We start from the raw sequence: 24,006 nt of genomic DNA on the forward strand, positions 1-24,006 counted from the left end.
AAACGACATTCGCCAGACATTCTTTCAGGAATGCGAAGAACTTCTCGAGGCGCTCGACGACGGTCTCGCACTCTTGCGCGACGCGCTTGACGAAGGTCACGATGAGGACGTCGAGACGATCAACGCGGTCTTTCGGTCCGTTCACTCGATCAAGGGCGGTGCAGCGGCCTTTGGCCTTGAATCGCTGGTCCGCTTCGCCCACCGGTTCGAGACGACGCTGGACGATCTGCGCGCGCAGCGCCTTGCGCTGTCGGCCGACGTGCTGGAGGTGTGCCTGCGCGCCGCCGACCAACTGGCCGAATTGGTCGCGGCCGGGCGCGATGGCAAGGATGTCGCGCCGGATGCCGGCGCGCTGGTCATTGCAAAACTCATTCATCTGTCCGGCGGCGACTCCGCCCATGCTTTCGCATCGCTGACGTCAGAACGTGCTGGCGATGATGGTGACAGCTATACACCGATGCCGATGAGCTTCGATCCGCTGCCGCTGGAGGGCGACGATGGTGCAGAACCGCAACGGCTGACATTTACCTTTACAGCGCAGTCAAGGTTGTTCGCGAACGGACATGACCCGGTCCATCTGTTCCGGGAAATGTCGGAACTGGGCGATCTGACTGTGACTGTCGACCCGCGGACTCTTGTGGACCTTGACGTTGTCGCGCCTGATACCTGTGCCATGACCTGGACGGTCAATCTGACGACGCAGGAAGCGGAATCCGCGATCTGGGAAGTGTTCGAATTTGTCGAGGGGCTTTGCACGATCGACTTCCACGACGCGGTGCCCCTTCCTCTTCTGAGGCCCGAACAGGCGCAGGCCTACCGGCCGCTGACGCTTGACCTGACCAGCATTTCCCTGATCGCCGAAAGTGCGACGGACGCGGTTGCATCCCAGGACGCTGCGCGTGCGTCGACGGGAAAGACCGCGTCGGGCGACACCGCAGCAAAGCCTGCGGCTGTCACGGCAAAAGCCACGGTGCGCGTCGATCTCGATCATGTGGACCGGCTGATAAACGTGGTGGGAGAGCTTGTCATCAATCAGGCCGTTCTGACCCAATGCATCAAGGCAGCCAACATCCCCATGACCACCGCTCTGTCATCCAGTCTGGACGAATTCATGGCACTGGCCCGCGAAATTCAGGAAGGAGTCATGGCGATCCGGGCGCAATCCGTGAAACCGTTGTTCCAGCGCATGGCCCGGATCGCGCGTGAAGCGGCCGACATTGCGGGCAAGACCGTCCGGTTCGAGACCGAAGGCGAGGCCACCGAGGTCGACAAGACTGTGATCGAACGCCTCGTGGATCCCCTGACCCACATCATTCGGAACGCCGTCGACCACGGATTGGAGACGGAGGAGAAGCGCCGCGCCGTCGGAAAGACCGATCCGGCAACCGTCACACTGCGGGCGGCCCATCGCTCCGGCCGCGTGCTGATCGACGTGTCCGACAATGGTGCCGGGATCAATCGGTCGCGCGTGTTGCAGATTGCCATGGACAAGGGTCTGGTCCCCCCCGATGCCGTTCTGTCCGATCAAGAAATCGACAAGCTGCTGTTCCTGCCGGGATTTTCGACCGCAGCAACGGTGACGGACCTGTCGGGACGCGGTGTCGGCATGGATGTCGTGCGCAGCGCGATCCAGAAACTTGGCGGTCGCATCAATATCACCTCCAGTCCCGGAACCGGCACGACCATGTCGATCAGTCTGCCGCTGACGCTTGCGGTGCTTGACGGCATGGTCGTCGACGTGGCGGGCCAGACGATGGTCGTCCCGATCGCCACGATCGTCGAGACGATCCGCCCCGAGCCGCGCGATCTTCACAAACTGGCAGGCGGCATGACCGTCGTCGCCGTGCGCGAACGGTTCATTCCGATCGTTGATCTTGGCCATGTGTTCCAATTCCGGGCCGCGCCGTCTGCACCGCGCGACCTCGTCTATCTGCTGGTCGAAAGCGACCACGAGCAGATGTGGGCACTGGCTGTGGACCACATCCATGACCAGCGCCAGGTCGTGATCAAGGGGTTGGAAGGGAACTATGGCCATGTCACGGGGATCGCTGCCGCGACGATCCTTGGTGACGGCAAGGTCGCGCTGATCATCGACCCCGAGGAGGCCGTCCAACGCACCGATGACGACCTGCCGCCGCCCATGCAACCCCAGACAGAGGAGCGTTGATCCATGCAAAACGCCGCAATCTCCATACCCGACGACGAACGGGAGCTCGTGACTTTCCGCGTGGGCGATCAGGATTTCTGCATCGATATTGTCTATGTGCGCGAAATTCGCGGCTGGACCCCCGCGACGGTGCTGCCCCACGCGCCGGAATACGTTCTGGGCGTCATCAATCTGCGGGGGGCGATCGTGCCGATCGTCGATCTGGCGCGCCGGCTTGGCCTGCCGAAGACAGAGTTGGGCGACCGCCACGTGATCGTCATCGCAGTGGTGGCAGATCAGACGGTCGGCTTCCTGGTCGATGCCGTATCCGACATCATCGGCGTGCCGCCCAGTGCGATCCAGCCGACGCCGGACGTGACGGCCCAGACGACACGGATGTTCATCCAGGGTGTCATCGCGCTTGAGGATCGCATGTTGCGGCTGATCGATATCAGCTCGGTCCTGCCCCCATTGGCGGCACAGGTGACCGTGTGACACTTCTGTCGCGCACTGTGCCGATCCCCGGTGCGACCGACCCGATGCTGGCTTGCGATACGCAAAGCTATCTGTCGATTGCCGCGATCCTGCACCGCGAAACGGGCATCAACCTGCCGCAGGACAACAGTTCTCTGGTCGTCGCGCGGCTGATCAAGCATCTGCGTCGCCTCAACCTGGCGACTTTTCCGGATTTTGTGAACTGGATCAACGATCCAGCCCATGCGGACGACCGGGCGCGCATGATCTCGGCCCTGACGACGAACACGACGCATTTTTATCGCGAGGGCTATCATTTCGACGTCTTCGTCCGCGACCTGCTGCCGCGCCTCAAGATGGCCGCCGACAGAGGCGAGCGTATTCGCCTTTGGTCCGCAGGCTGTTCCAGCGGCGAAGAAGTCTACAGCCTGGCGGCTACATTATTGCATCACTGGCCCGAAGCCGGGTCGGTCGATCTGCGTATCCTTGCCACGGACATCAGTGCGGACGTGTTGAGGACGGCGCAGGTGGCAGAATACCCGCGTGAACGGCTGGACCCCGTGCCGGAAGCGATCAGAGCGCTGATGTTGCGCGACGCCGCGCCCGGTGCCCCGATGGTCAGGATGCCCGCCGCAATCCGTGACCTCGTGACGGTCCGCTATATGAATTTCGTCGAACCCTGGCCGACTCGCGGCCCGTTTCAAGCCATTCTGTGCCGCAATGTCGCGATCTACATGGACGAGGCGATCCAGACCCGCGTCTTTACCGGACTCGCGGACATGCTGGCCCCGCAGGGCTTGCTGTTCATCGGCCATTCCGAACGATTGCCGCCGAGTCTGTCACATCGACTGACCTTGATCGACCGCACCACGTTCCGCCACATCTGACCGGCACATTGCCCCACAACGAACGGAGGACCGATGTCCCTTAAAGAAACGCTTTCCATCATGGTGGTCGACGACATGTCGACCAGTCGGGGCCTCATCACGATGGCGCTGGACGAAATCGGCATCAAGAAGGTCGATTTCAAGAGCGATGGTCAGTCCGCGTTGACCGCGCTGGCCACGAACGCCGCCCACCTTGTCATTTCAGACTACAACATGCCGGGGCTGGACGGCTTGCAACTGTTGCACGGCCTGCGCACGAACCGCAGCACGCAGCGGATCGGGTTCATCCTTGTCAGCGGACGACTGGATGACACTATCGTTGCCACAGGTCGCAAGCTGGGGATGAACAACTTCATTGCCAAGCCCTTCAACACCCAGCAGATGCGCAAGTGCATCGAAGCTGTCGTCGGTCCGTTGTGAGGATCGCCGCAAACGATCTGGCCGCCCGGCTCAGCGGTGAGTTGGCGCGCGCCACGGCGATGTCGGCCCAACTGGAACAGACGCTTCACTTCGGCGCTGCGGGCGAAAGGTCGAGCGACGTGCGCACCTTGCAGTATCTCGACCTCTTGACCCAGACATTGGCCGACCTGACGCGCTTCACCGCCGCCGTGGTCCCGTTGCTGCCGGCCGCACCGCTGATCCTGTCGCCCGCGCTGGAGACTTTGACCCTGCGTGGCATCGCGGACCGGCTTTGCGGTCAGGATGACGAGGTGCCGGGGCTGGTCAGCGGCGATCTGGCGCTGTTCTGACTGCCTCAGGCGGTGGCTTGCGTGATCAACGCGCAGGCGGCGCTCAACTGCGCCGCAAGCGGTGTCGTGCGCCGCCATACCATCCCGATGGTCCGGGACGGCGGCTTGCCCGCAAACCGGGCGATGCTGACCGACGCGGCACGGGTTTCGACGGGGACTGCCATGTCGGGAATCAGCGTCACGCCGATCCCGGCGCTGACCATCTGCACCAGTGTGGACAAGGCGCTGCCGTCCAACCATTCGCGCGGTCTGGCGCTGTCCATGGCGCAGAAGGCCAATGCCTGATCGCGAAAACAATGACCTTCCTCCAGCAGAAGCAACCGCATTTCACGCAGTTGCCGCGCATCGGGCACCGGTTTGCCGGCATCCCCTGCAGGGCGGACCAGAACGAAATCCTCGTGCAGAAGCGGCATTTCGGTCAGGCTGCTTTCCGACACCGGCAAGGCCACGATGGCCGCGTCAAGCTGCCCGCCCGCCAGTTCCGCAATCAGGCGCGGCGTCACGGTTTCGCGCACCTGCAGGTCAAGGCCGGGGTAAGCCTGCTTCAGCGTTCCGATCAACCCCGGTAAAAGATATGGTGCCACGGTCGGGATGATCCCAAGCCGCAGGTGCCGCAGCGCACCGCCCTGCGTCAATTGTGCAATATCGCCAAGTTCATCGACGGACCGCAGGATATCGCGGGCGCGTGTCACGAATTCCAGCCCGAAGGGTGTCGCTTGCACGCTGCGTCCCCGTTCGAACAGGGCCAGCCCCAGCCGCTCTTCCAGATCGCGGACCTGCATCGACAGGGCGGGCTGGCTGACCGCCACGGATTCCGCCGCATTGCCAAAATGGCCGTGGTCCGCCAACGCACAGGCATAACGCAGATGTTTCAAGGTGATGGACTTCATAAGGCAAACTTATCAAAACGATCAGTAGATACAAGTTCCCCTAATGGTCAGTTCGCGTTAGGACGGCACAAAGTCTGATCTGAAGCAAGGAGCGAACATCATGGACGGCGAAAACACAGGTGCGATGGGCGGCTGCCCGATGGGCCACGCTCGCCCCAATTCGACCAATAGCTCACGCTCGAACCGCGACTGGTGGCCGAATCAGCTGAACCTCAAGGTCCTGTCGCAGAACCTGCCGGGATCGAACCCGCTCGGCCCGGACTTCGACTATGCCGAAGCGTTCAAGGCGCTTGATCTGGACGCGCTGAAGGCCGATCTCCTGGCCCTGATGACCGACAGTCAGGACTGGTGGCCTGCGGATTATGGCCACTACGGCCCGTTCTTCGTACGCATGGCCTGGCATTCCGCCGGCACCTACCGCACCGCCGACGGGCGCGGCGGGTCGTCGTCCGGCACACAGCGTTTCGCGCCGCTGAACAGCTGGCCCGACAACGGCAACCTCGACAAGGCGCGGCGTCTGCTGTGGCCGATCAAGCAGAAGTACGGCAACGCCCTTTCATGGGGCGACCTGATGGTCCTCGCAGGGACAGTCGCGATCGAGGACATGGGGCTGCCCGCCTTCGGATTCGCGTTCGGACGCGAGGACCATTGGGAGCCGGAGGAGGATATCTACTGGGGGGCCGAGGATACCTGGCTGGCGGACAGCCGCTATTCCGAGGACCGTCTGTTGCAGAACCCGCTGGCCGCAGTGCAGATGGGCCTGATCTACGTCAACCCTGAAGGGCCGAACGGCAACCCGGACCCGCTGCAGTCGGCCCGCGATATCCGCGACACGTTCGGCCGCATGGCGATGAACGACGAGGAAACCGTGGCGTTGATCGCCGGTGGCCACACCTTCGGCAAGGCGCACGGGGCCGGTGACGCCGCCCATGTCGGATCGGAACCCGAAGGGTCCACCATCGCGGAACAGGGGTTCGGCTGGACCAGCACCTACGAGACCGGGCGCGGCGCGCATACCATCACGTCGGGCCTTGAAGGCGCGTGGTCGCCTGCGCCTACCAAGTGGGACATGACCTATTTCGACATGTTGTTCGGGTTCGAGTGGGAGCTGACGACCAGCCCCGCCGGTGCAAAGCAGTGGCGCCCCACGACCCGCGAGGCCGACGACCTGATCCCCGACGCGCACGATTCGAACAAGCGGCACCCGCCGATGATGTTCACCTCCGACCTCGCACTGAAGGAAGACCCGATCTACCGCGAAATCAGCGAGCGGTTTCACAAGAACCCCGACCAGTTCGCCGACGCCTTCGCGCGGGCCTGGTTCAAGCTGACCCACCGCGACATGGGGCCGGTCACACGCTATCTTGGCCCCTGGCAACCGCGCGAGGAACTGGTCTGGCAGGACCCGATTCCGGCCAGCGATTTCGACCTGATCGATGACGCCGACATCGCCTCGCTGAAGGCAGAGATTCTCAAGACCGGTCTGTCGGTGTCGCAACTTATCGGCACGGCCTGGGCCTCTGCGTCGACCTTCCGGGGCAGCGACAAGCGAGGCGGGGCCAACGGCGCACGTATCCAGCTTGCACCGATGAAGGATTGGGAGGTCAACAATCCCGCCCAGCTTGACGACACCCTGCGCCTGCTGCGCGACGTGGGCCGCACGTTCAATGAGAACCAGGCGGGCAACGAAAACCAGATGGGCGGCAAGCGCGTCAGCCTTGCCGACGTGATCGTGTTGGCCGGTGTTGCCGCCGTCGAGAAGGCGGCCCGCGATGCGGGCCATGACGTCAGCGTGCCTTTCACACCGGGCCGGACCGACGCCACGCAGGACCAGACCGACGTCGAATCCGTCGACATGCTTGAACCGGCCTCGGACGGCTTCCGCAACTACCAGCGCGCGGACTACACCGTGGCACCGGCGGAACTGCTGGTCGACCGTGCGCAGCAGCTGACGTTGACGGCCGCCGAGATGACGGCGCTGATCGGCGGGATGCGTGTGCTGGACACGAACTTTGACGGATCTGCCCATGGCGTCTTCACGGATCGTCCGGGTCTGTTGACGAACGATTTCTTCAACAACCTGCTGTCGATGGCGACCGAATGGCGGGCCATCGATGACGAGGACCGCATGTTCGAAGGTCGCGACCGCAGGACCGGGGAATTGCGCTGGACGGCGACTCAGACGGACCTGATCTTCGGGTCCAACAGCCAGTTGCGCGGACTGGCCGAAACCTATGCGGGCGAAGTGGCGGAAGGTCGCTTTGTTGCGGCCTTCGTCCACGCGTGGGCCAAGGTGATGGACCTGGACCGTTTCGACGTAAAGTAAGCGACCGGTGCCGCGGCCAATGGGTCGCGGCACCTGTCCGGGCGACCCTCGGCCACGCGGTCCGGTCGGCCGGAAACGTTTCGGAAACGGCGCATGACGATCGCACGGGCCTTGCATGACCGATAGGTGTTCGCCCAGACTAGGCGGCATGGTCACGCTTCGGGATATCAGCCGCGACGTCGGATTGTCGGTGACGCAGGTCAGCCGCGCACTGGGCGGTCATGCGGACGTGAACCGCGACACCCGTGACCGCGTGCAGCAGGCGGCAAAGCGGATGGGTTATCGTCCCAATGCGATCGCCCGTGGGCTCAAGACCGGGCGGTCGGGCATCGTCGCCATGATCGTGGCGGGGTCCCGTGATCCAGAGGCGAACGCGCATCTGTTCGAGATCGTGATGGGGATGTCCGCCGAAATATCGGCCCTTGGCCTCCAATTCGTCTTGCATGTGGCGCAGCCCGGTCAGGATGCGGCCAGGCTCCACGCCGACCTGTACCGCAGCGGCGGGATCGACGGGTTCGTGCTGATCGGTCCCGCGCCAGACGATCCGCGGATCGCGACCCTGACGGCGCTTGGTGCGCCTTTCATCGTGCACGGCCGCGATCCTGCGCAACCGCACGCCCATGTCGACATCGACAACTACCGCGTCGGTCGCCTCATGGCTGATCACCTGCTGGACCTCGGCCATCGACGCATTGCTTTTCTGAACGGACCGGAGACGGAGTTCTTTGCGATCCGGCGCCGTCGGGGAGTGGAGGATGCCTGCGCCGCGCGCGGTCTGCCGGCCGATCCCGCGCTGTTGCTGACGACGACGATGATCGAACCCCATGGACGGCGGCTGACGCTGGACCTGCTGGGCGCCGCCGCACCGCCGACCGCCATCATTGCGGGGAACACCATGCTGGCGCGTGGAATCTTTCAGGCGGCCAAGGACCGTGGCCTGCGCATCCCGGACGATCTTTCGGTGCTGGCGCATGACGACGGGCTGGAGCTTTTTGCCCTGGACTCTTTTGCGCCGCGCCTTGGCGGCACCGTTGCACACCTGAAAACCGCGTGGGTCACGCTGTCGCAAGACCTGCAACAGGTGATCGCGGCGCAAAACGGGCCTTTTCACAGCCGCCTTCTTGACCTAGCCTTTGACCGGGGCCTTTCGACGCGTGCAATTCCGGTTGACATGCAATCCGGAAGCGGCACTTAATCCGAAACGTTTCGGATACAATCGAACGAAGACATACTCTGGGAGGAGACCACCAATGATCCGCACACTGTCTGGCGTCAGCGTCATCGCGCTGCTCGCCGTTTCTGCCACCTCCGCCGCCGCGCAGGACCTGATGTTCCCAAAGGGCGAGGGTGCTTTCAACTGGGACAGCCTTCAGACCTTTGCCGACGCCAATGCGCTTGACGGCGAGCAGGTCACCGTCTTCGGTCCGTGGCTTGGCCCGGATCAGGCCGCGATCGAGACTGTGCTGGCCTATTTCGCCGACGCCACGGGTGCCGACGTGCGCTATACCGGCTCTGACAGCTTCGAGCAGCAGGTCATGATCGATGCCGAGGCGGGGTCCTCTGCCAATGTCGCCGTGTTCCCGCAGCCCGGACTGGCCGCAGGCATGGCAGAGCGTGGTTTCCTGACGCCGTTGGGGCAGGAGGCCGCTGACTGGGTGGCGGCGAACTACGCCGCCGGCCAGTCGTGGGTCGATCTGGGAACCTATACCGGTGCCGATGGGACCGAGGCTTTCTATGCGTTCCCCTACAAGGCGGACGTGAAGTCGCTGGTCTGGTATGTGCCCGAGAACTTCGAGGATGCCGGCTACGAAGTGCCCGCCAGCATGGAAGACCTGAAGGCCCTGACCGACCAGATCGTCGCCGATGGTGGCACGCCGTGGTGCATTGGTCTGGGTTCGGGCGGTGCGACCGGCTGGCCAGCGACCGACTGGGTCGAGGACATGATGTTGCGCACCCAGACACCTGAAGTCTACGACCAGTGGGTGTCGAACGAACTGCCGTTCAATTCACCAGAAGTTGTGGGCGCGATCGAGGAATTTGGCCATTTCGCCAAGAACGACGCCTATGTGGCTGGCGGTTCCGCCGCTGTCGCCTCGACCGACTTCCGCGACAGCCCGAAGGGCCTCTTCGACAGTCCGCCGCAATGCTATCTGCATCACCAGGCGTCCTTCATCCCGGCGTTCTTCCCTGAAGATACGTTGGTCGGCCCCGACGGTGACGCGAATTTTTTCTACATGCCTGCCTATGCCGACAAGCCCGACCTCGGCCAGCCCGTGCTGGGCGCTGGCACGCTATTCGCCGTCACCAGTGACAGCCCGGGCGCACAGGCACTGATCAGCTTCCTGCAAACCCCGATCGCTCACGAAATCTGGATGGCGATCCCCGATCAGGGGTTCCTGACGCCCCTGACCACCGTCAATCTCGACACCTACGAGAACGACACCCGTCGCGCGCTGGGTGAGGTCTTGACCTCTGCCACCACGTTCCGGTTCGACGCATCCGACCTGATGCCCGGCGGTGTCGGTGCCGGAACGTTCTGGACCGGCATGGTGGATTATGTCGGTGGCGAAGAGGCACAATTCGTTGCAGACAAGATCCAGGCATCCTGGGACGCCCTGAAGTAACACCAACCGGGGGCGCGCGGGATCAATCCCGCGCGCCCCTTCGGACAGGACCGCGCCCCGGCGCAGGCCCGTCCACCCCGGTCGGGAGGGACCGGCGCGGCAGAATGCGAACTCGGGGGGAACGCCCATGAATCCGGCACTACTCGGCCTGTTCACCATCATCGTCGGCGTGGGCGGTTGCCTCGGATACTTCTACTTTTCCAACATGCTGCTGGACAAGGTCATCTTTCCGGCGACCGGCCCCAACCCGGGCCGCAATATCAACCGCGCCGAAAAGGTGCGTCCTTGGCTGTTCCTCGCGCCTGCGATCCTGGCACTTGGCCTCTACCTCGCCTATCCGGTCTTCGCGACCATCTGGCTTTCGGTGACGGACCGCAGCCAGGGCGACGCCTTTGTCGGCTTGGCCAATTACCGCCAGATGGGCCTTGACCCAAAGTTCTGGGAAGCCCTGCGCAACAACATGCTGTGGCTGATCGTGGTCCCTGCGGCGTCCACCGGTTTCGGCCTGCTGGCGGCGCAACTGACCGACCGCATCCGCTGGGGCAGCTTTGCCAAATCCATCATTTTCATGCCAATGGCGATTTCCTTCGTCGGTGCCGCCGTGATCTTCAAGCTGGTCTACGATGCCCGCCCCGTGGGCACCAATCAGATCGGCATCCTGAACGCGATCTGGCTGCAATTCGACGGCGGGTTCTGGTCTATCGTGATCCTGCGGGTGCTGCCGGTCGTGATCCTGTTGTGCGTCGCGGCCCTGTCCGCCTGGCTGATCTGGCTTTTCGCCCGACCCGTGCTGGTCCCCGAACGGGGGCGTCCCGGCATCTTCGCCGCGATCGTGCGGATCATCGCCGCCCTGACCGCCGCTTTCGTCGTTCTGGCCTGTCTGCGCGGTGCCCTCGGGGCTGTCACGGGAACCTATCCCTACGGGACACCGCAGCAATGGCTGACGATCCCGTTCTGGAACAGCGTGTTCCTGATGATCGTGCTGATCTGGATTCAGACCGGCTTTGCGATGGTCATCCTGTCCGCCGCCCTGCGTGGCATCCCAGAGGAAACGATCGAGGCTGCAATCATCGACGGTGCCAATCCGTTACAGATCTTCTTTTCGATCAAGATGCCGCAGATCACCTCGACCATCGTCGTGGTCTGGACCACGATCACGATCGTCGTGCTGAAGGTCTTCGACATCGTTTACGCCATGACGAACGGTCAGTGGCAGACGCAGGTTTTGGCGAACTACATGTATGACAAGCTGTTCCGCGCGAACGACTGGGGCGTGGGATCGGCGGCTGCGATGGTAATCATGCTGCTTGTCACGCCGATCCTGGTCTGGAACGTCTATAACGCCCGCAAGGAGATGCGCTGATGGATGGCATGGCAGGCGGCAAGTCGTCCCTCAGCTGGGTGGTCAACATCTCGGTCGTGCTGCTGGTGGCACTATGGCTGTTCCCCACGGCTGGTCTGTTCATCTCGTCGTTCCGGACGGCAGACCAGATTTCGACCTCTGGCTGGTGGGCGTCGATGTTTCCGCAAGAGCAGAACCAGACCCTGCGCACCGCGCGTCCCGGCGACGACATCCCGCAGGTCAACGGTCTGTACCAGATCGACGGCAACCTCTTCGTGGCCGAGGGGCAGGCTGCGGACATCGACGCCGTAGAGGCCGAGATCAGCGCCTGGGGCACCGGATCGCTGAACATCGACGAATTCGCCCCCGGCGACACCGCGCCGCTGGGCGAAGGCGAAGAGATCACGGTGCAGGCGAACGGCGACTACGTCTGGACCAGTGTCGAACCGCAGTCGGGCCGGGGCCAGAGGGTGTTCACCACGGCCGTCACGCCACCGGAATTCACGCTCGACAACTATCGCAACGTCCTGTTCGACCCCAACAACCGCGAGGGCATGGGCAAGGCGTTCTTCAACACGCTGACAGTGACGATTCCGGCGACGATCATCCCGATCCTGATTGCCGCCTTCGCCGCCTATGCGTTGGCCTGGATGGATTTTCCCGGTCGCGCCTTGCTGATCGCGGCCGTCGTCGGCCTTCTGGTCGTGCCGCTGCAACTGGCCCTCATTCCACTGTTGAGACTTCACAACGAGATCGGGATCGGCAAGGGCTATCTCGGGGTCTGGCTGGCGCATACCGGCTTTGGCCTGCCACTCGCGATCTACCTGTTGCGCAACTACATGGTCGGCCTGCCGCGCGACATCATCGAGAATGCGCGGGTTGACGGGGCGACCGACTTCCAGATCTTCATCAAGATCATCCTGCCGCTGTCCTATCCGGCACTGGCGTCCTTCGCGATTTTCCAGTTCCTGTGGACCTGGAACGACCTTCTGGTGGCGTTGGTGTTCCTGATCGACAGTTCCGGCGACACGACCGTGATGACCAAGCAGATCGTCGAACTGCTGGGCACGCGCGGGGGCAACTGGGAAATCCTCGCCACGTCGGCCTTCGTGTCGATCGCCGTGCCGCTGCTAGTCTTCTTCTCTCTGCAACGCTTCCTCGTCCGCGGCCTGCTGGCCGGTTCCGTGAAATAAGGAGTCACCGATGGCCACGCTTAACCTGACGAACGTCGGCAAGACCTACGGCGGCACGGTCGACGTGCTCAAGGACATCAACCTCGACATCGCGACGGGCGAACTGATCGTCTTCGTCGGCCCTTCGGGCTGCGGCAAATCCACCCTGCTGCGCATGATCGCCGGTCTGGAAAAGATCACCGCGGGCGAACTGCAGATCGACGGACGGGTCGTGAACAACATTCCCCCCGCGCAACGGGGCATCGCGATGGTGTTTCAAAGCTACGCGCTCTATCCGCACATGACCGTGCGCGACAACATGACCTTCGCCCTGAAGCTCGCGAAGAAAAGCAAGTCCGAGATCGACGCCGCCGTGGCCAAGGCCGCGCGTATCCTGCAACTCGAACCCTACCTCGACCGTCTGCCAAAGGCGCTGTCGGGCGGGCAGCGTCAGCGGGTCGCCATCGGGCGATCCATCGTGCGCGACCCGAAGGTCTATCTTTTCGATGAACCGCTGTCGAACCTCGACGCGGCCCTGCGGGTCGCCACCCGGATCGAGATCGCGCAACTCAAGGAATCGATGCCGGATTCGACGATGATCTACGTGACCCACGACCAGGTCGAGGCCATGACGCTCGCCTCGCGGATCGTGGTGCTGGCGAACAAGGGCATCGCCCAGGTCGGCACGCCGCTGGAATTGTACGAGCGGCCCGAGAACGAATTCGTCGCGCAATTCATCGGGTCCCCGGCCATGAACCTGCTGGCAGGAGAGATCGTGGAGACCGGCCCGCAGACCACCGTGCGGCTGGTGGGCGGTGGCACGGCCATCGCCGCCGTGCCGACGCAGGCTGCCGACAAGGGACTGAAGGTCAATGTCGGCGTCCGGCCCGAAGACCTGATGGAAGTGCAGGATGGCGCGCCCTACATCTTTGAAGGCAAGGTCAACATCACCGAAGCGCTGGGTGAAGTGACGCTGCTGTATTTCGACCGCGTCGGCGACAACGATGCCGTCATCGGCAAGCTGTCGGGCATCCACGCCAACCTGCGCGGCACGTCGGTCCGCATGACGGCGCGGCCCGAAAAGGTCCAGATTTTCCACAACGGCCAATCGTTGCACTATCGGTGAGGTCCGCTCCGTTTCACCGCGATGAATCCGGCCTCCCCACCGCGCGCACCGCGTGCTAAGGCATCGTCATGACCAGCATCCTCGTTCTCAACGGCCCGAACCTGAACCTTCTCGGCAAACGCCAGCCAGAGATCTATGGCCACGCCACACTTGATGACGTGGCCGACCTTTGCCGCGCAGCGGCGGGCGACGTTTCGATCCGGATCGAGCAGTCCAACCACGAAGGGCAGTTGATCGACTGGATTCACGAGGCCCGCGGCACGACGGCAGGCATCGTCATCAACGCCGGTGCCTATACCCACACGTCCATCGCGATCTTCGATGCGCTGAACGCCTACGAGGGGCCGGTGATCGAGGTGCATATTTCCAACGTGCACAAGCGCGAAGGTTTCCGCCATCACTCCTATATCTCAGCCCGCGCCGACGGTGTGATCGTCGGACTGGGCATCCGGGGATATGCCGCAGCCGTGCGTCATATCCGCGACTTGACCGCCGAAGGCTGACCAGCCCCTTTTGCCGCGCGCCATTTCGCCCTAGGTCCGGTCTGACAGACGCGGAAAGGCAGGGCCATGACCCAACCCTATGACATCTTCATCATCGGCGGCGGCATCAACGGCTGCGGTATTGCCCGCGACGCTGCCGGACGTGGCCTGCGCGTTGGCCTGGCCGAGATGAACGACCTCGCCTCGGCGACTTCGTCAGCCTCGACCAAGTTGTTTCACGGCGGCCTGCGCTATCTCGAATATTTCGAGATCAACCTCGTCCGTCACGCCCTTGCCGAACGCGAGACCTTGCTGCGCGCCCTGCCGCACATCTCCTGGCCGATGCGTTTCGTGCTGCCCTATTCGCCCGACATGCGGTTCGAAGGCGACACGCCGACGTCCCGGATGATGACCGCCGTCATGCCGTGGATGCGAGGGCGTCGTCCGGCCTGGCTGATTAGGCTGGGCCTGTTCCTGTATGACCACATCGGCGGGAAAACGTCTCTGCCGGGCACTCGGACCATCGATCTGACGACGGGCCCCGAGGGCGCGCCGCTGGAGGATCGCTTTCGCAAGGCCTTCGAGTATTCCGACTGCTGGATCGAGGATTCGCGCCTTGTCGTCCTGTGTGCCCGCGACGCCGCCGCGCGCGGGGCCACGATCATGCCCCGCACCCGCGTCATGGCTGCGCACCGCACCGACGATCACTGGACGATCCACCTCGACACCGGCGAAACGGTCACGGCCCGCGCGCTGGTGAACGCGGGCGGCCCTTGGGCCGGAAAGATCATCCACGACACCGTTCACGTCGACAGCGCCGAAGGCGTCCGTCTCGTGCGGGGCAGCCATATCGTGACGAAGCGACTTTACGACCACGACAAATGCTATTTCTTTCAGGGCGAGGATGGCCGCATCATCTTTGCCATCCCCTATGAGGGCGACTTCACCCTGATCGGCACGACTGACGCCGACCATGACGATCCAAGCGCGCGACCGGTCTGCACGCCGGAAGAGGCACAATACCTTGTCGATTTCGCCAACCGCTATTTCAAGCGCGACATCACGACCGACGACATCGTCTGGACCTATTCCGGTGTGCGTCCGCTTTACGACGACGGGGCCCGCAGCGCCACGGCGGCGACGCGTGACTACGTGCTGAAGGTGGACGCCGACGGTGGCGCGCCGATCCTGAACATCTTCGGCGGCAAGATCACGACCTTCCGCCGTCTGGCAGGGGATTCCATCAAAAAGCTCGCGCCGCATTTCCCCGACCTGCCGGGGCCGTGGACCGCTGGCGTCGCGCTGCCCGGCGGTGATTTTCCGGTGGGTGACGTGTCGCGCCTGATCGACGATCTGGCACGCGCCTATCCGTTCCTGTCGCCGGCCTGGGCACGTCGCCTGATCCGGGCCTACGGGACGGAAGCGGCTGCCATGCTTGGACAGGCCGGCAGCGCCGCCGATCTGGGTCCGGACTTTGGCGCCACGCTGACGGCGCGCGAAGTGCGCTGGCTGATGGACCGCGAGTTTGCGCAAACGGCAGAGGATGTCGTCTGGCGGCGCAACAAGCTGGGTCTGCGTCTGACACAGGGCCAGATCGCGGCGCTGGACGGATGGATGAACGCCGAGGTGACCGGGCAGGGGACCGCCAAGCCAAACCCGGTTGCCGTTCCCGAATACACCAATGGGCCGTCGGTCTTTCCCGTCCCCGCCAAATAGGTCATCGTGACGGCAAGGGGCCAGCGCGCCCGATCTGCCGGAGGACCACATGACCCACATCCTTGCCATCGATCAGGGCACATCGTCGTCCCGCGCGATCATCTTCGACGCCGCCATGAGGCCCACCGCCACGGCGCAGGAGGAGTTTCCCCAGCACTTTCCGCAGTCCGGCTGGGTCGAACACGATCCGTCGGACCTGTGGACCACGACTGCCGCCACCTGCCGCGCCGCGATCGAAAAGGCGGGTCTGCGTGCGGACGACATCGCCGGCATCGGCATCACCAACCAGAGAGAGACGACGCTGGTCTGGGACCGCGCGACGGGTCAGCCGATCTACAACGCCATCGTCTGGCAGGACCGGCGCACCGCCGACATCTGCCGCGATCTGGCGGATCACGCCGACAGCGTGACCGCCCGCACCGGCCTGCTGCTCGACCCATATTTTTCCGGGACGAAGGTGAAGTGGATCCTCGACCATGTCGAAGGTGCCCGCGACCGCGCCGCGAAAGGAGACCTGGCCTTCGGCACCGTGGACACCTGGCTGATCTGGAAACTGACGGACGGGGCGTCGCATGTCACCGACGCGACGAATGCCTGCCGCACGATGCTTTACGACATCCACAAGGGGCGGTGGAGCCGGACGATCTGCGACCTGCTCGACATTCCGATGGCCATGCTGCCAGAGGTGAAGGACTGCGCTGCCGACTTCGGCACGACCCGGCCCGATCTGTTCGGCCGACCGATCCCGATCCTTGGCGTGGCGGGCGACCAGCAGGCGGCGACGCTGGGTCAGGCGTGCTTCAAGCCGGGGATGCTGAAATCGACCTACGGGACGGGCTGCTTTGCGCTGCTCAATACCGGCGACACGCCCGTCACCTCGACCTCTCGGCTGCTGACGACCATCGCTTATCAACTGGACGGCAAGCCGACCTATGCGCTGGAAGGGTCGATCTTCATCGCCGGGGCCGTTGTGCAATGGCTCCGCGACGGGCTCAAGATGATCCGGGAAGCGCAAGAGACGCAGCCGCTGGCCGAGTCATCCGACCCTGACCAGCCAGTGATCCTTGTCCCGGCCTTCACAGGGCTGGGCGCGCCCTACTGGAATGCGGATTGTCGCGGTGCGATCTTCGGGCTGTCGCGCAACTCCGGCCCAGCCGAACTGGCGCGGGCGGCGCTGGAATCCGTCGGCTACCAGACGCGCGACCTGCTGGACGCCATGCGCGCCGACTGGAAGGCCGAGGCGGGCGAGGCCAGTCTGCGCGTCGATGGCGGCATGAGCGCGTCGGACTATGCCATGCAGTTTCTGGCCGACATCATCGCGGCCCCGGTGGACCGCCCGCAGGTGCTGGAGACGACAGCGCTGGGGGCGGCATGGCTGGCCGGTCATCGTGCCGGCCTTTATCCCGATCAGGCCGGGTTCGCCGCGACTTGGGCGCTGGACCAGACGTTCAGCCCGCAGATGACCGACCAGACCCGCGCGACCAAGTATCACCAGTGGCAGCGGGCCGTGCAGGCGACCTTGACCTATGCGGGCGACTGACGCCGCAGGCGCGGTGCCCGGCTGACCCACATGCCCATCAGGATCAGCGCGACGCCCACCGCGCGCGCCACCGGCGAGCCGGGCGCGCCTGTGATCAGGTCCAGCACCACACCCGACACCATCTGCCCCGCGATGATCAGCAGCGCCGTCTGTGCGGCCCCCAGTCGCGTGACCAGCCAGCTGGACGCCGCGATGAACACGACGCCCCCGGTGCCGCCCAGCCAGGCCCACCACGGCACCTGCGCCACCTGCGCATCGCGCAGCCCGCCAAAGACCAGCGCCGCCAGAGTCAGCGCCACGGCTCCGACGATATGGTTCCAGAACGACGATTCGAGCGCCGAGGTATTCAGGCTCAGCCGCCCGTTGATCTGGCGGCTGAGGATGACCAGCACCCCGGCCAGAAAGGCGACAGCGACCGCGATCCCCATCAACCGCGCCCCAGAAAGATCAGGACCAGCGACCCCGCGACGATCAGCGCAAGTGCGGTCATGTCGCGTGCTGTCGGCATCCGTTGCTGCAAGCCGAACAGCCCCCGCGCATCCGCGATCAGACCGAAGACCATCTGCCCCGCCAACCCGATCGCCAGCGTCCCCGACAGGGCTAGGGCTGTGTTCAGCGCATAGGACGTCGCCATCACCGTCACCGCCCCCGACAGCCCGCCCGCATAGGCCCACAGCGGCGCGCGGACCTTGCGCGCGCGACCCGGTCGCAGGACGGCAAGTGCCACCAGCGCCGCGATGGTCCCGGTCGCATGGGGCACCCAGCTTGAAAACAGCAGCGATCCGTAATTTGCCAGCGTGCCGTTGAACAGGACCATCAGCGACAGCAAACCCCCGGCGCCGAATGCGGCGAGAAAGCTGAGCGGATGCGGGGCAGGGCGCGCTTGCAGGGGTTCGATCATGCGCGCAGATGTGCCGTCTTGGCGCGGCGGACACAAGCCCGACGTGATCTGCCGGGCGCGGTCGCTGCAGCGCGCGTCAGGCGACCTGTTGACACCGCCGCCGGCATGACCTAAGCGCGCCTTTCATTGGTGTTGGTGGGCCCCGCAAGGGGACTCCTGTCAGGGCAGGCGCCCAAAGGACAACGCCCTTCACGTCCCGCAACGGACACAACCGAAGGAGATCAGCCGTGACCAAACGCACGTCTGCCAAGTACAAGATCGACCGCCGCATGGGCGAAAACATCTGGGGCCGCCCGAAGTCCCCGGTCAACCGCCGCGAATACGGCCCCGGCCAGCACGGCCAGCGCCGCAAGGGCAAGGTTTCCGACTTCGGCCTGCAGCTGCGCGCCAAGCAAAAGCTGAAAGGCTACTACGGCGACCTGACCGAAAAGCAGTTCCGCCGCATCTATACCGAGGCCGAGCGCGTCAAGGGCGACACCGGCGAGAACCTGATCGGCTTGCTGGAGCGTCGTCTGGACGCTGTCGTCTACCGCGCCAAGTTCGTGCCGACCGTCTTTGCCGCCCGCCAGTTCGTGAACCACGGCCACGTCACCGTGAACGGCGTCCGCGTGAACATCCCGTCCTACCGCGTAAAGGAAGGTGACGTGATCGAGGTCCGCCAGAAGTCCAAGCAGATGGAACTGGTCATGGTTGCGGCCCAACTGCCGGAACGTGACGTGCCCGATTACATGGACGTCGATCACTCCAAGATGGTCGCGACCTTCGTGCGCACCCCGACGCTGGGCGACGTGCCCTACCCGGTCACGATGGAACCGAACCTGGTCGTCGAATTCTACGCCAAGAACTAAGCCGCAAGGCCTGACGTTCTTCGGGGGCCGCACCGCAGGGTGCGGCCCCTTTTCATGTCCGCGGAACAGCGGATCCGATCTGTCGCGAAACCGCAGTGGCCCGACTGCAGTGGTCCACCTGCCCTGCCTTGATCCCGTCATGTGGCAGAGGCTAGAGAGGTCGGACACCGAGGCACAGGGGGGCGACATGACACATCCGGTTTACGGGCGCATCGACGGGGCCGTGGTCATCATTGGCTTCGGGTCCATCGGCAAGGGGACGCTGCCGCTGATCGAGAGGCACTTCGAATACGACGCCAGCAGGCTGGTCGTCATCGACCCCGATCCCGGCACGCATACCTTTCTGGCGCAGCACGGCCACCGGCATTTGCAGGTGGCGCTGACGCCCGAGAATTACCGCACAGTGCTGACCGACCTGCTGGGGCAGGGTGGCTTTTGCGTGAACCTGTCGGTGGACGTGGACAGCCTCGACGTGATGACGCTGTGCCGCGAGCTGGGCGCGCTTTACATCGATACGGTCGTCGAGCCGTGGAAGGGCTTCTATTTCGAGACCGCCGAGAATGCGTCGCGCACGAACTACGCCCTGCGGCAGCGCGTGCGTGACCATGCGGCGGCGGACCCCGGCGGGCCGACGGCGGTGTCCTGTTGCGGGGCAAACCCCGGCATGGTGTCGTGGTTCGTGAAGGAAGGGTTGCTGACCCTGTCGCGCGATCTGGGCCGCGACGATGCGGTGCCGTCCGACCGCGCGGGCTGGGCCGCCTTGATGCAATCGCTTGGCGTCAAGGGCATCCACATCGCGGAGAGGGACACCCAGGCCCGCCGCCTGCCGCGCCCGCGCGGCACCTTCGTGAACACATGGTCGGTGGAGGGCTTCATCTCGGAGGGGTTCCAGCCGGCAGAGCTGGGTTGGGGCACGCACGAGACGTGGTTTCCCGACAACGCCTACCGCCATGCGACCGGCTGTCAGGCTGCGATCTGGATCGACCGGCCGGGGGCGATCACGCGGGTCCATACCTGGTGCCCGACGCCGGGGCCGCAGTTCGGTTACCTCGTCACCCACAACGAGGCGATCAGCATTTCGGACTACTATACTGTCGGCGATCCGGGCGCGCCGGACTACCGCCCGACCTGTCATTACGCCTATCACCCCTGCGACGACGCAGTGCTGTCCCTGCACGAGATGTTCGGGTCGGGCCGCCAGCAGACCGTGCATGACATCCTGCACGTGGACGACATCGTGGAAGGCATCGACGAGTTGGGCGTGCTGTTGTATGGCCACGACCGCAACGCCCTGTGGTATGGCTCCCGGTTGTCGAACGACGCCGCGCGTCGGCTGGCGCCGTTCCAGAATGCGACGGGGTTGCAGGTGACATCCGCCGTGCTGGCGGGGATGGTCTGGGCGCTGGAAAATCCGCGCGCCGGCATCGTCGAGACCGACGAGATGGACCACGTCCGGTGCCTGGAGGTGCAGCGCCCCTACCTGGACCCGGTCGAGGCGCATTACACGGACTGGACGCCGGTGACCGACCGCTGGGCGCAGTTTCCCGAGGATATCGACGAGACAGACCCTTGGCAGTTCCGCAACGTGCTGGCCACGTGACGCCGTCCGGCGCTGTTGGCCGCAGGCGGCCAAGGCGCCCCGCCCGCCGTCCCGTGCGCGTTGCGCGCGTCAGCTTGCCACTGGTCAGACCGGGCATCGACCGCTAGAACACGCCCCAAGCGCCCCGCATATGGATTCCCGACCGATGACGATCACGCCACGCCCCGGCATCATGCAGATCGACCTGTATCAGGGCGGAGCAAGCCATGTGGACGGTCAATCGAACGTGCTGAAGCTGTCGTCGAACGAGAACCCCTTCGGCCCGTCACCCAAGGCCAAGGACGCCTACCAGCGCGCGGTCCACGACCTGCACCGCTATCCCGTCACCGATCATGCCGCGCTGCGACAGGCGATCAGCGACGTCTGGCACGTCGATCCGGCGCGGGTGATCTGCGGCGTCGGTTCCGACGAGATCCTGCACCTGCTGGCGCAGGCCTATGCGGACGAAGGTGACGAGGTCATCTATACCGAGCACGGTTTCGCGATCTACCGCATCGTGGCGCTCGCCTCTGGTGCGACGCCCGTGGTGGTGCCAGAGCGCGAGCGGGTCATCGACGTGGATGCCATTCTGGCCGCCTGCACGGATCGCACGCGGCTGGTCTACATCGCCAATCCGGCCAACCCGACTGCCACGATGATCGGTCAGGCCGAGGTCGCGCGGCTGGCCGCGGACCTGCCCGAAAAGGCGATGCTGGTGCTGGACGGTGCCTATGCGGAATTCGCCGAAGCCTACGATGGTGGCCGGGCGCTGGTAGAGGCGCGCGACAATGTCTTCATGACGCGGACGTTTTCCAAGATCTACGGCCTTGGCGGTCTGCGGATCGGCTGGGGTTACGGCCCGCAGGCGGTGATTGACGTGCTGAACCGCATTCGCGGCCCGTTCAACCTGTCGGGTGGCGCGCTGGCCGCAGCAGAGGCCGCCATGCGCGACACCGACTATACCGAGAAATGCCGCATCGAGAACGCGCGCTGGCGCGACTGGCTGTCGACCTCGCTGGCGGAAATGGGTGTGCCGTCGGATACTTCGACCGCCAATTTCATCCTTGCGCGCTTCGCCTCGGAAGATGAGGCGCTGGCCTGCAACGCGCATCTGCTGAGCCAGGGCATCATCGTGCGGCACCCCCGAAGCTATGGATTTCCCCACTGCCTGCGCATCACCGTCGGCGACGAATCCGCCTGCCGCCGGGTCGTCCACGCCATCGGCCAGTTCAAGGGCGCGCGATGAGCGTGATCTACGACAAGGTCGCGCTGATCGGCCTGGGGCTGATCGCATCCTCGATGGCACTGGCGATGAAGCGGGGCGGCCTGACGGGGCAGATCACCGGCTATGCGCGCAGCCGGGAAACCCGCGACATAGCGCGCGAACTGGACCTGTGCGAGGTCTGCGAGACCGCGCAGGAGGCCGTCAGGGACGCCGATCTGGTGGTGCTTTGCGTGCCGGTCGGGGCAATGGAACAGGTGATGCAGGACATCGCGCCGGCGCTGAAGCCCGGTTGCACGGTGTCCGACGTGGGCTCGGTCAAGAAGGCGGTGATCGACGCGGTCGGTCCGCATGTCCCTGCTGGCGTGCATTTCGTTCCCGCGCACCCGTTGGCGGGCACGGAACATTCTGGCCCCCGCGCGGGCTTTGCCACGCTGTTCGATAACCGCTGGTGCATCATCGTGCCGACCGAAGGGTCGGACCGGGCAGCGGTCGAGACGCTGGAGGCCCTGTGGCGGGGCATGGGGGCCAACACGGACGAGATGGATGCAGAGCATCACGACCTTGTCCTGGCCGTCACCAGCCACACGCCCCACCTGATTGCATACACGATGGTCGGCGTGGCCGACGATCTGCGGCGCGTGACCGACAGCGAGGTCATCAAGTATTCCGCGGCAGGCTTTCGCGATTTCACGCGGATTGCCGCGTCCGATCCGACCATGTGGCGCGACGTGTTCCTGACCAACAAGGAGGCGACGCTGGAAATCCTCGGCCGCTTCACGGAAGAATTGTTCGCCCTGCAACGCGCGATTCGCACCGGCGACGGCGACCACCTGCACGCTTATTTCACGCGCACGCGGGCGATCCGGCGCGGCATCATCGACGCGGGTCAGGATACCGACGCGCCTGATTTCGGCCGCACGCCGGTGCACAAGACATGAGGGGTGCCGTGCTGATCCTTGGCCTGCTTCTGGCCACCCCCGTCGGGGCAGAGGCCCCCACTGCCAGCCTGCGCCCCCTGGCGCGTCCGCAGGCGGACGTGCCTGCCGCGCCGGTCGTGATGGCACCGTCGGCCGCGCTGACCTTTCCGCGCCCCGTGCTGCGCCGTGCGGTGCCGGGGCGTGTGTCGCTTGCGCCGCAGGCGGCCCCGGTGGCGGCATTTCGCGTCGCGACCAGCCCGTTTGCGCCACGCATGACGGACCGGCCCTATCTGCGGCCCGCGGCCTTGACCCAGCGCGTGACCGAGCAGGCGGCAGCCGTCGTGCGCGGTCAGGTGTGCGGCGATCCCGCGATCCAGGGCGAGGTCATTGCGGATATTGCCGGACCCGGCGGCTGCGGTGTGCTGGGTGCGGTGCGGGTGAAATCGGTGGCAGGCGTAAGCCTGTCGACGGAACCGACCATCGACTGCAACACCGCCAAGGCGCTGCGGCGCTGGGTCAGTGACGGAATCATCCCCGCCGTGGGAAATACAGGCGGTGGCGTGGCGGCGTTGCAGGTCGTCGGACACTATACCTGCCGCAGTCGGGTCGGCGGGTCGGCGACAAACAACAAGCTGTCGGAGCATGGGCGCGGTCGCGCCGTGGACATCGGCGGTATCCAGTTGAAGGACGGCCGCGCGCTGACCGTGCTGACCGACTGGGGCAGCGGCACCGCGGGCCAGCAGCTTAAGGCGATGTGGAAGGCGGCCTGCGGGCCGTTCGGCACCGTGCTGGGGCCGGCCGCCAATGCGGCGCACCGAGACCACTTTCACGTCGATACTGCGCGGTATCGCAGCGGAACCTACTGCCGGTAGCGCGTCGTCGGGCCGTTTTAGCGGTGTGAAACGCCGGACCCTCCGGGGGGAGTTTGCGGGCCAGATGAATGCGGACCGTAACGCATAGGGGAGCGTGCCGCTCCGTCTTTACCCTGACGGCGGCGCTGCCTATAACGCGGCCATGATGATGCGGGTCCTGATACGAATTATGTCCCCGGCGCGCTGAGCC

General features: G+C 64.7%; 22 protein-coding genes. 19 read left to right on the forward strand and 3 right to left on the reverse strand.

What is annotated here, in order from left to right; translation table 11 throughout:
- From ACOI1H_RS00005 to ACOI1H_RS00025, 5 genes are all read left to right on the forward strand, one after another.
- The coding region (locus ACOI1H_RS00005; protein WP_422434633.1) for a chemotaxis protein CheA at window positions 1–2,167 on the forward strand (2,167 nt) is incomplete at its 5' end.
- A gap of 3 nt (window positions 2,168–2,170) precedes the next feature.
- On the forward strand, window positions 2,171–2,641 hold the full coding sequence (locus ACOI1H_RS00010) for a chemotaxis protein CheW (protein ID WP_422434635.1): 471 nt from the start codon (window positions 2,171–2,173) through the stop codon (window positions 2,639–2,641).
- Window positions 2,638–3,507 (forward strand): CheR family methyltransferase, encoded by an 870-nt coding sequence (locus ACOI1H_RS00015; RefSeq protein ID WP_422434637.1) that lies wholly within the window; start codon window positions 2,638–2,640, stop codon window positions 3,505–3,507. Before ACOI1H_RS00010 ends, ACOI1H_RS00015 begins: the two co-directional genes overlap by 4 nt.
- Before the next feature lie 33 nt (window positions 3,508–3,540).
- Window positions 3,541–3,927 (forward strand): response regulator, encoded by a 387-nt coding sequence (locus ACOI1H_RS00020; protein WP_422434639.1) that lies wholly within the window; start codon window positions 3,541–3,543, stop codon window positions 3,925–3,927.
- A complete protein-coding gene (locus ACOI1H_RS00025; RefSeq protein WP_422434641.1) occupies window positions 3,924–4,256 on the forward strand; it encodes a hypothetical protein in 333 nt (110 codons plus the stop codon). Before ACOI1H_RS00020 ends, ACOI1H_RS00025 begins: the two co-directional genes overlap by 4 nt.
- Before the next feature lie 5 nt (window positions 4,257–4,261).
- On the opposite strand, the gene ACOI1H_RS00030 is transcribed toward ACOI1H_RS00025, so the two are convergent.
- On the reverse strand, window positions 4,262–5,146 hold the full coding sequence (locus ACOI1H_RS00030) for a LysR substrate-binding domain-containing protein (protein ID WP_422434643.1): 885 nt from the start codon (window positions 5,144–5,146) through the stop codon (window positions 4,262–4,264).
- Between the two features lie 100 nt (window positions 5,147–5,246).
- Between ACOI1H_RS00030 and katG the strand changes: the two genes are divergently transcribed.
- From katG to glpK, 9 genes are all read left to right on the forward strand, one after another.
- Window positions 5,247–7,472 (forward strand): catalase/peroxidase HPI, encoded by a 2,226-nt coding sequence (katG, locus tag ACOI1H_RS00035; RefSeq protein WP_422434646.1) that lies wholly within the window; start codon window positions 5,247–5,249, stop codon window positions 7,470–7,472.
- A 115-nt stretch (window positions 7,473–7,587) separates the two neighbouring features.
- Complete coding sequence (locus ACOI1H_RS00040) at window positions 7,588–8,667, forward strand: LacI family DNA-binding transcriptional regulator (RefSeq protein ID WP_422434648.1); 1,080 nt, start codon at window positions 7,588–7,590, stop codon at window positions 8,665–8,667.
- A 55-nt stretch (window positions 8,668–8,722) separates the two neighbouring features.
- Window positions 8,723–10,096 (forward strand): ABC transporter substrate-binding protein, encoded by a 1,374-nt coding sequence (locus ACOI1H_RS00045; RefSeq protein WP_422434650.1) that lies wholly within the window; start codon window positions 8,723–8,725, stop codon window positions 10,094–10,096.
- 127 nt (window positions 10,097–10,223) lie between these two features.
- The gene (locus ACOI1H_RS00050; RefSeq protein WP_422434652.1) at window positions 10,224–11,459 is read left to right on the forward strand and encodes a carbohydrate ABC transporter permease; all 1,236 of its coding nucleotides are present in this window, start codon (window positions 10,224–10,226) and stop codon (window positions 11,457–11,459) included.
- Window positions 11,459–12,631 (forward strand): carbohydrate ABC transporter permease, encoded by a 1,173-nt coding sequence (locus tag ACOI1H_RS00055; RefSeq protein WP_422434654.1) that lies wholly within the window; start codon window positions 11,459–11,461, stop codon window positions 12,629–12,631. Before ACOI1H_RS00050 ends, ACOI1H_RS00055 begins: the two co-directional genes overlap by 1 nt.
- 10 nt (window positions 12,632–12,641) lie before the next feature.
- Window positions 12,642–13,736 (forward strand): ABC transporter ATP-binding protein, encoded by a 1,095-nt coding sequence (locus ACOI1H_RS00060; RefSeq protein ID WP_422434656.1) that lies wholly within the window; start codon window positions 12,642–12,644, stop codon window positions 13,734–13,736.
- Between the two features lie 68 nt (window positions 13,737–13,804).
- Window positions 13,805–14,239, forward strand: a complete 435-nt coding sequence (gene aroQ / locus ACOI1H_RS00065) for a type II 3-dehydroquinate dehydratase (protein WP_422434658.1) — start codon at window positions 13,805–13,807, stop codon at window positions 14,237–14,239.
- 66 nt (window positions 14,240–14,305) lie between these two features.
- A complete protein-coding gene (glpD, locus tag ACOI1H_RS00070; protein ID WP_422434660.1) occupies window positions 14,306–15,934 on the forward strand; it encodes a glycerol-3-phosphate dehydrogenase in 1,629 nt (542 codons plus the stop codon).
- A 49-nt stretch (window positions 15,935–15,983) separates the two neighbouring features.
- A complete protein-coding gene (gene glpK, locus ACOI1H_RS00075) occupies window positions 15,984–17,474 on the forward strand; it encodes a glycerol kinase GlpK (protein WP_422434662.1) in 1,491 nt (496 codons plus the stop codon).
- Here the strand turns inward: glpK and ACOI1H_RS00080 are convergent.
- Both ACOI1H_RS00080 and ACOI1H_RS00085 read right to left on the reverse strand, forming a co-directional pair.
- Window positions 17,459–17,902, reverse strand: coding sequence for a DMT family transporter (locus ACOI1H_RS00080; RefSeq protein WP_422434664.1), 444 nt, complete (start codon window positions 17,900–17,902; stop codon window positions 17,459–17,461). The two genes, glpK and ACOI1H_RS00080, sit on opposite strands and share 16 nt — an antisense overlap.
- Window positions 17,902–18,375, reverse strand: coding sequence for a DMT family transporter (locus tag ACOI1H_RS00085; RefSeq protein WP_422434666.1), 474 nt, complete (start codon window positions 18,373–18,375; stop codon window positions 17,902–17,904). The genes ACOI1H_RS00080 and ACOI1H_RS00085 overlap by 1 nt, the downstream gene beginning before the upstream one ends.
- Window positions 18,376–18,602: 227 nt before the next feature.
- Here ACOI1H_RS00085 and rpsD point away from each other — a divergent pair, with 227 nt between their 5' ends.
- The 5 genes from rpsD (at window position 18,603) to ACOI1H_RS00110 (ending at window position 23,816) form a co-directional block, all read left to right on the forward strand.
- Complete coding sequence (gene rpsD, locus ACOI1H_RS00090) at window positions 18,603–19,223, forward strand: 30S ribosomal protein S4 (RefSeq protein ID WP_422434668.1); 621 nt, start codon at window positions 18,603–18,605, stop codon at window positions 19,221–19,223.
- Window positions 19,224–19,410: 187 nt separating this feature from the next.
- Entirely contained in the window at window positions 19,411–20,823 is a 1,413-nt protein-coding gene (locus ACOI1H_RS00095; protein WP_422434670.1) for a homospermidine synthase, read from the forward strand.
- Between the two features lie 145 nt (window positions 20,824–20,968).
- The gene (gene hisC / locus ACOI1H_RS00100; protein WP_422434672.1) at window positions 20,969–22,048 is read left to right on the forward strand and encodes a histidinol-phosphate transaminase; all 1,080 of its coding nucleotides are present in this window, start codon (window positions 20,969–20,971) and stop codon (window positions 22,046–22,048) included.
- Window positions 22,045–22,965 (forward strand): prephenate/arogenate dehydrogenase family protein, encoded by a 921-nt coding sequence (locus tag ACOI1H_RS00105; RefSeq protein WP_422434674.1) that lies wholly within the window; start codon window positions 22,045–22,047, stop codon window positions 22,963–22,965. Before hisC ends, ACOI1H_RS00105 begins: the two co-directional genes overlap by 4 nt.
- On the forward strand, window positions 22,962–23,816 hold the full coding sequence (locus ACOI1H_RS00110) for an extensin family protein (protein WP_422434676.1): 855 nt from the start codon (window positions 22,962–22,964) through the stop codon (window positions 23,814–23,816). The genes ACOI1H_RS00105 and ACOI1H_RS00110 overlap by 4 nt, the downstream gene beginning before the upstream one ends.
- The last annotated feature ends 190 nt before the right edge of the window (window positions 23,817–24,006 follow it).

The organism is Loktanella sp. DJP18 (assembly GCF_049310965.1).
Lineage (GTDB): Bacteria > Pseudomonadota > Alphaproteobacteria > Rhodobacterales > Rhodobacteraceae > Loktanella.

What these genes read in the sequence shown, in the direction of transcription:
- ACOI1H_RS00055 (WP_422434654.1), top strand. Translation starts at nt 11,459, where the DNA reads ATGGATGGCATGGCAGGCGGCAAGTCGTCCCTCAGCTGGGTGGTCAAC.
- glpD (WP_422434660.1), top strand. Translation starts at nt 14,306, where the DNA reads ATGACCCAACCCTATGACATCTTCATCATCGGCGGCGGCATCAACGGC.
- ACOI1H_RS00085 (WP_422434666.1), bottom strand. Translation starts at nt 18,375, where the DNA reads ATGATCGAACCCCTGCAAGCGCGCCCTGCCCCGCATCCGCTCAGCTTT.
- ACOI1H_RS00045 (WP_422434650.1), top strand. Translation starts at nt 8,723, where the DNA reads ATGATCCGCACACTGTCTGGCGTCAGCGTCATCGCGCTGCTCGCCGTT.
- ACOI1H_RS00110 (WP_422434676.1), top strand. Translation starts at nt 22,962, where the DNA reads ATGAGGGGTGCCGTGCTGATCCTTGGCCTGCTTCTGGCCACCCCCGTC.
- glpK (WP_422434662.1), top strand. Translation starts at nt 15,984, where the DNA reads ATGACCCACATCCTTGCCATCGATCAGGGCACATCGTCGTCCCGCGCG.
- ACOI1H_RS00095 (WP_422434670.1), top strand. Translation starts at nt 19,411, where the DNA reads ATGACACATCCGGTTTACGGGCGCATCGACGGGGCCGTGGTCATCATT.
- ACOI1H_RS00080 (WP_422434664.1), bottom strand. Translation starts at nt 17,902, where the DNA reads ATGGGGATCGCGGTCGCTGTCGCCTTTCTGGCCGGGGTGCTGGTCATC.
- ACOI1H_RS00040 (WP_422434648.1), top strand. Translation starts at nt 7,588, where the DNA reads ATGACCGATAGGTGTTCGCCCAGACTAGGCGGCATGGTCACGCTTCGG.
- hisC (WP_422434672.1), top strand. Translation starts at nt 20,969, where the DNA reads ATGACGATCACGCCACGCCCCGGCATCATGCAGATCGACCTGTATCAG.
- aroQ (WP_422434658.1), top strand. Translation starts at nt 13,805, where the DNA reads ATGACCAGCATCCTCGTTCTCAACGGCCCGAACCTGAACCTTCTCGGC.
- ACOI1H_RS00010 (WP_422434635.1), top strand. Translation starts at nt 2,171, where the DNA reads ATGCAAAACGCCGCAATCTCCATACCCGACGACGAACGGGAGCTCGTG.
- ACOI1H_RS00050 (WP_422434652.1), top strand. Translation starts at nt 10,224, where the DNA reads ATGAATCCGGCACTACTCGGCCTGTTCACCATCATCGTCGGCGTGGGC.
- ACOI1H_RS00060 (WP_422434656.1), top strand. Translation starts at nt 12,642, where the DNA reads ATGGCCACGCTTAACCTGACGAACGTCGGCAAGACCTACGGCGGCACG.
- ACOI1H_RS00030 (WP_422434643.1), bottom strand. Translation starts at nt 5,146, where the DNA reads ATGAAGTCCATCACCTTGAAACATCTGCGTTATGCCTGTGCGTTGGCG.
- ACOI1H_RS00105 (WP_422434674.1), top strand. Translation starts at nt 22,045, where the DNA reads ATGAGCGTGATCTACGACAAGGTCGCGCTGATCGGCCTGGGGCTGATC.
- ACOI1H_RS00020 (WP_422434639.1), top strand. Translation starts at nt 3,541, where the DNA reads ATGTCCCTTAAAGAAACGCTTTCCATCATGGTGGTCGACGACATGTCG.
- katG (WP_422434646.1), top strand. Translation starts at nt 5,247, where the DNA reads ATGGACGGCGAAAACACAGGTGCGATGGGCGGCTGCCCGATGGGCCAC.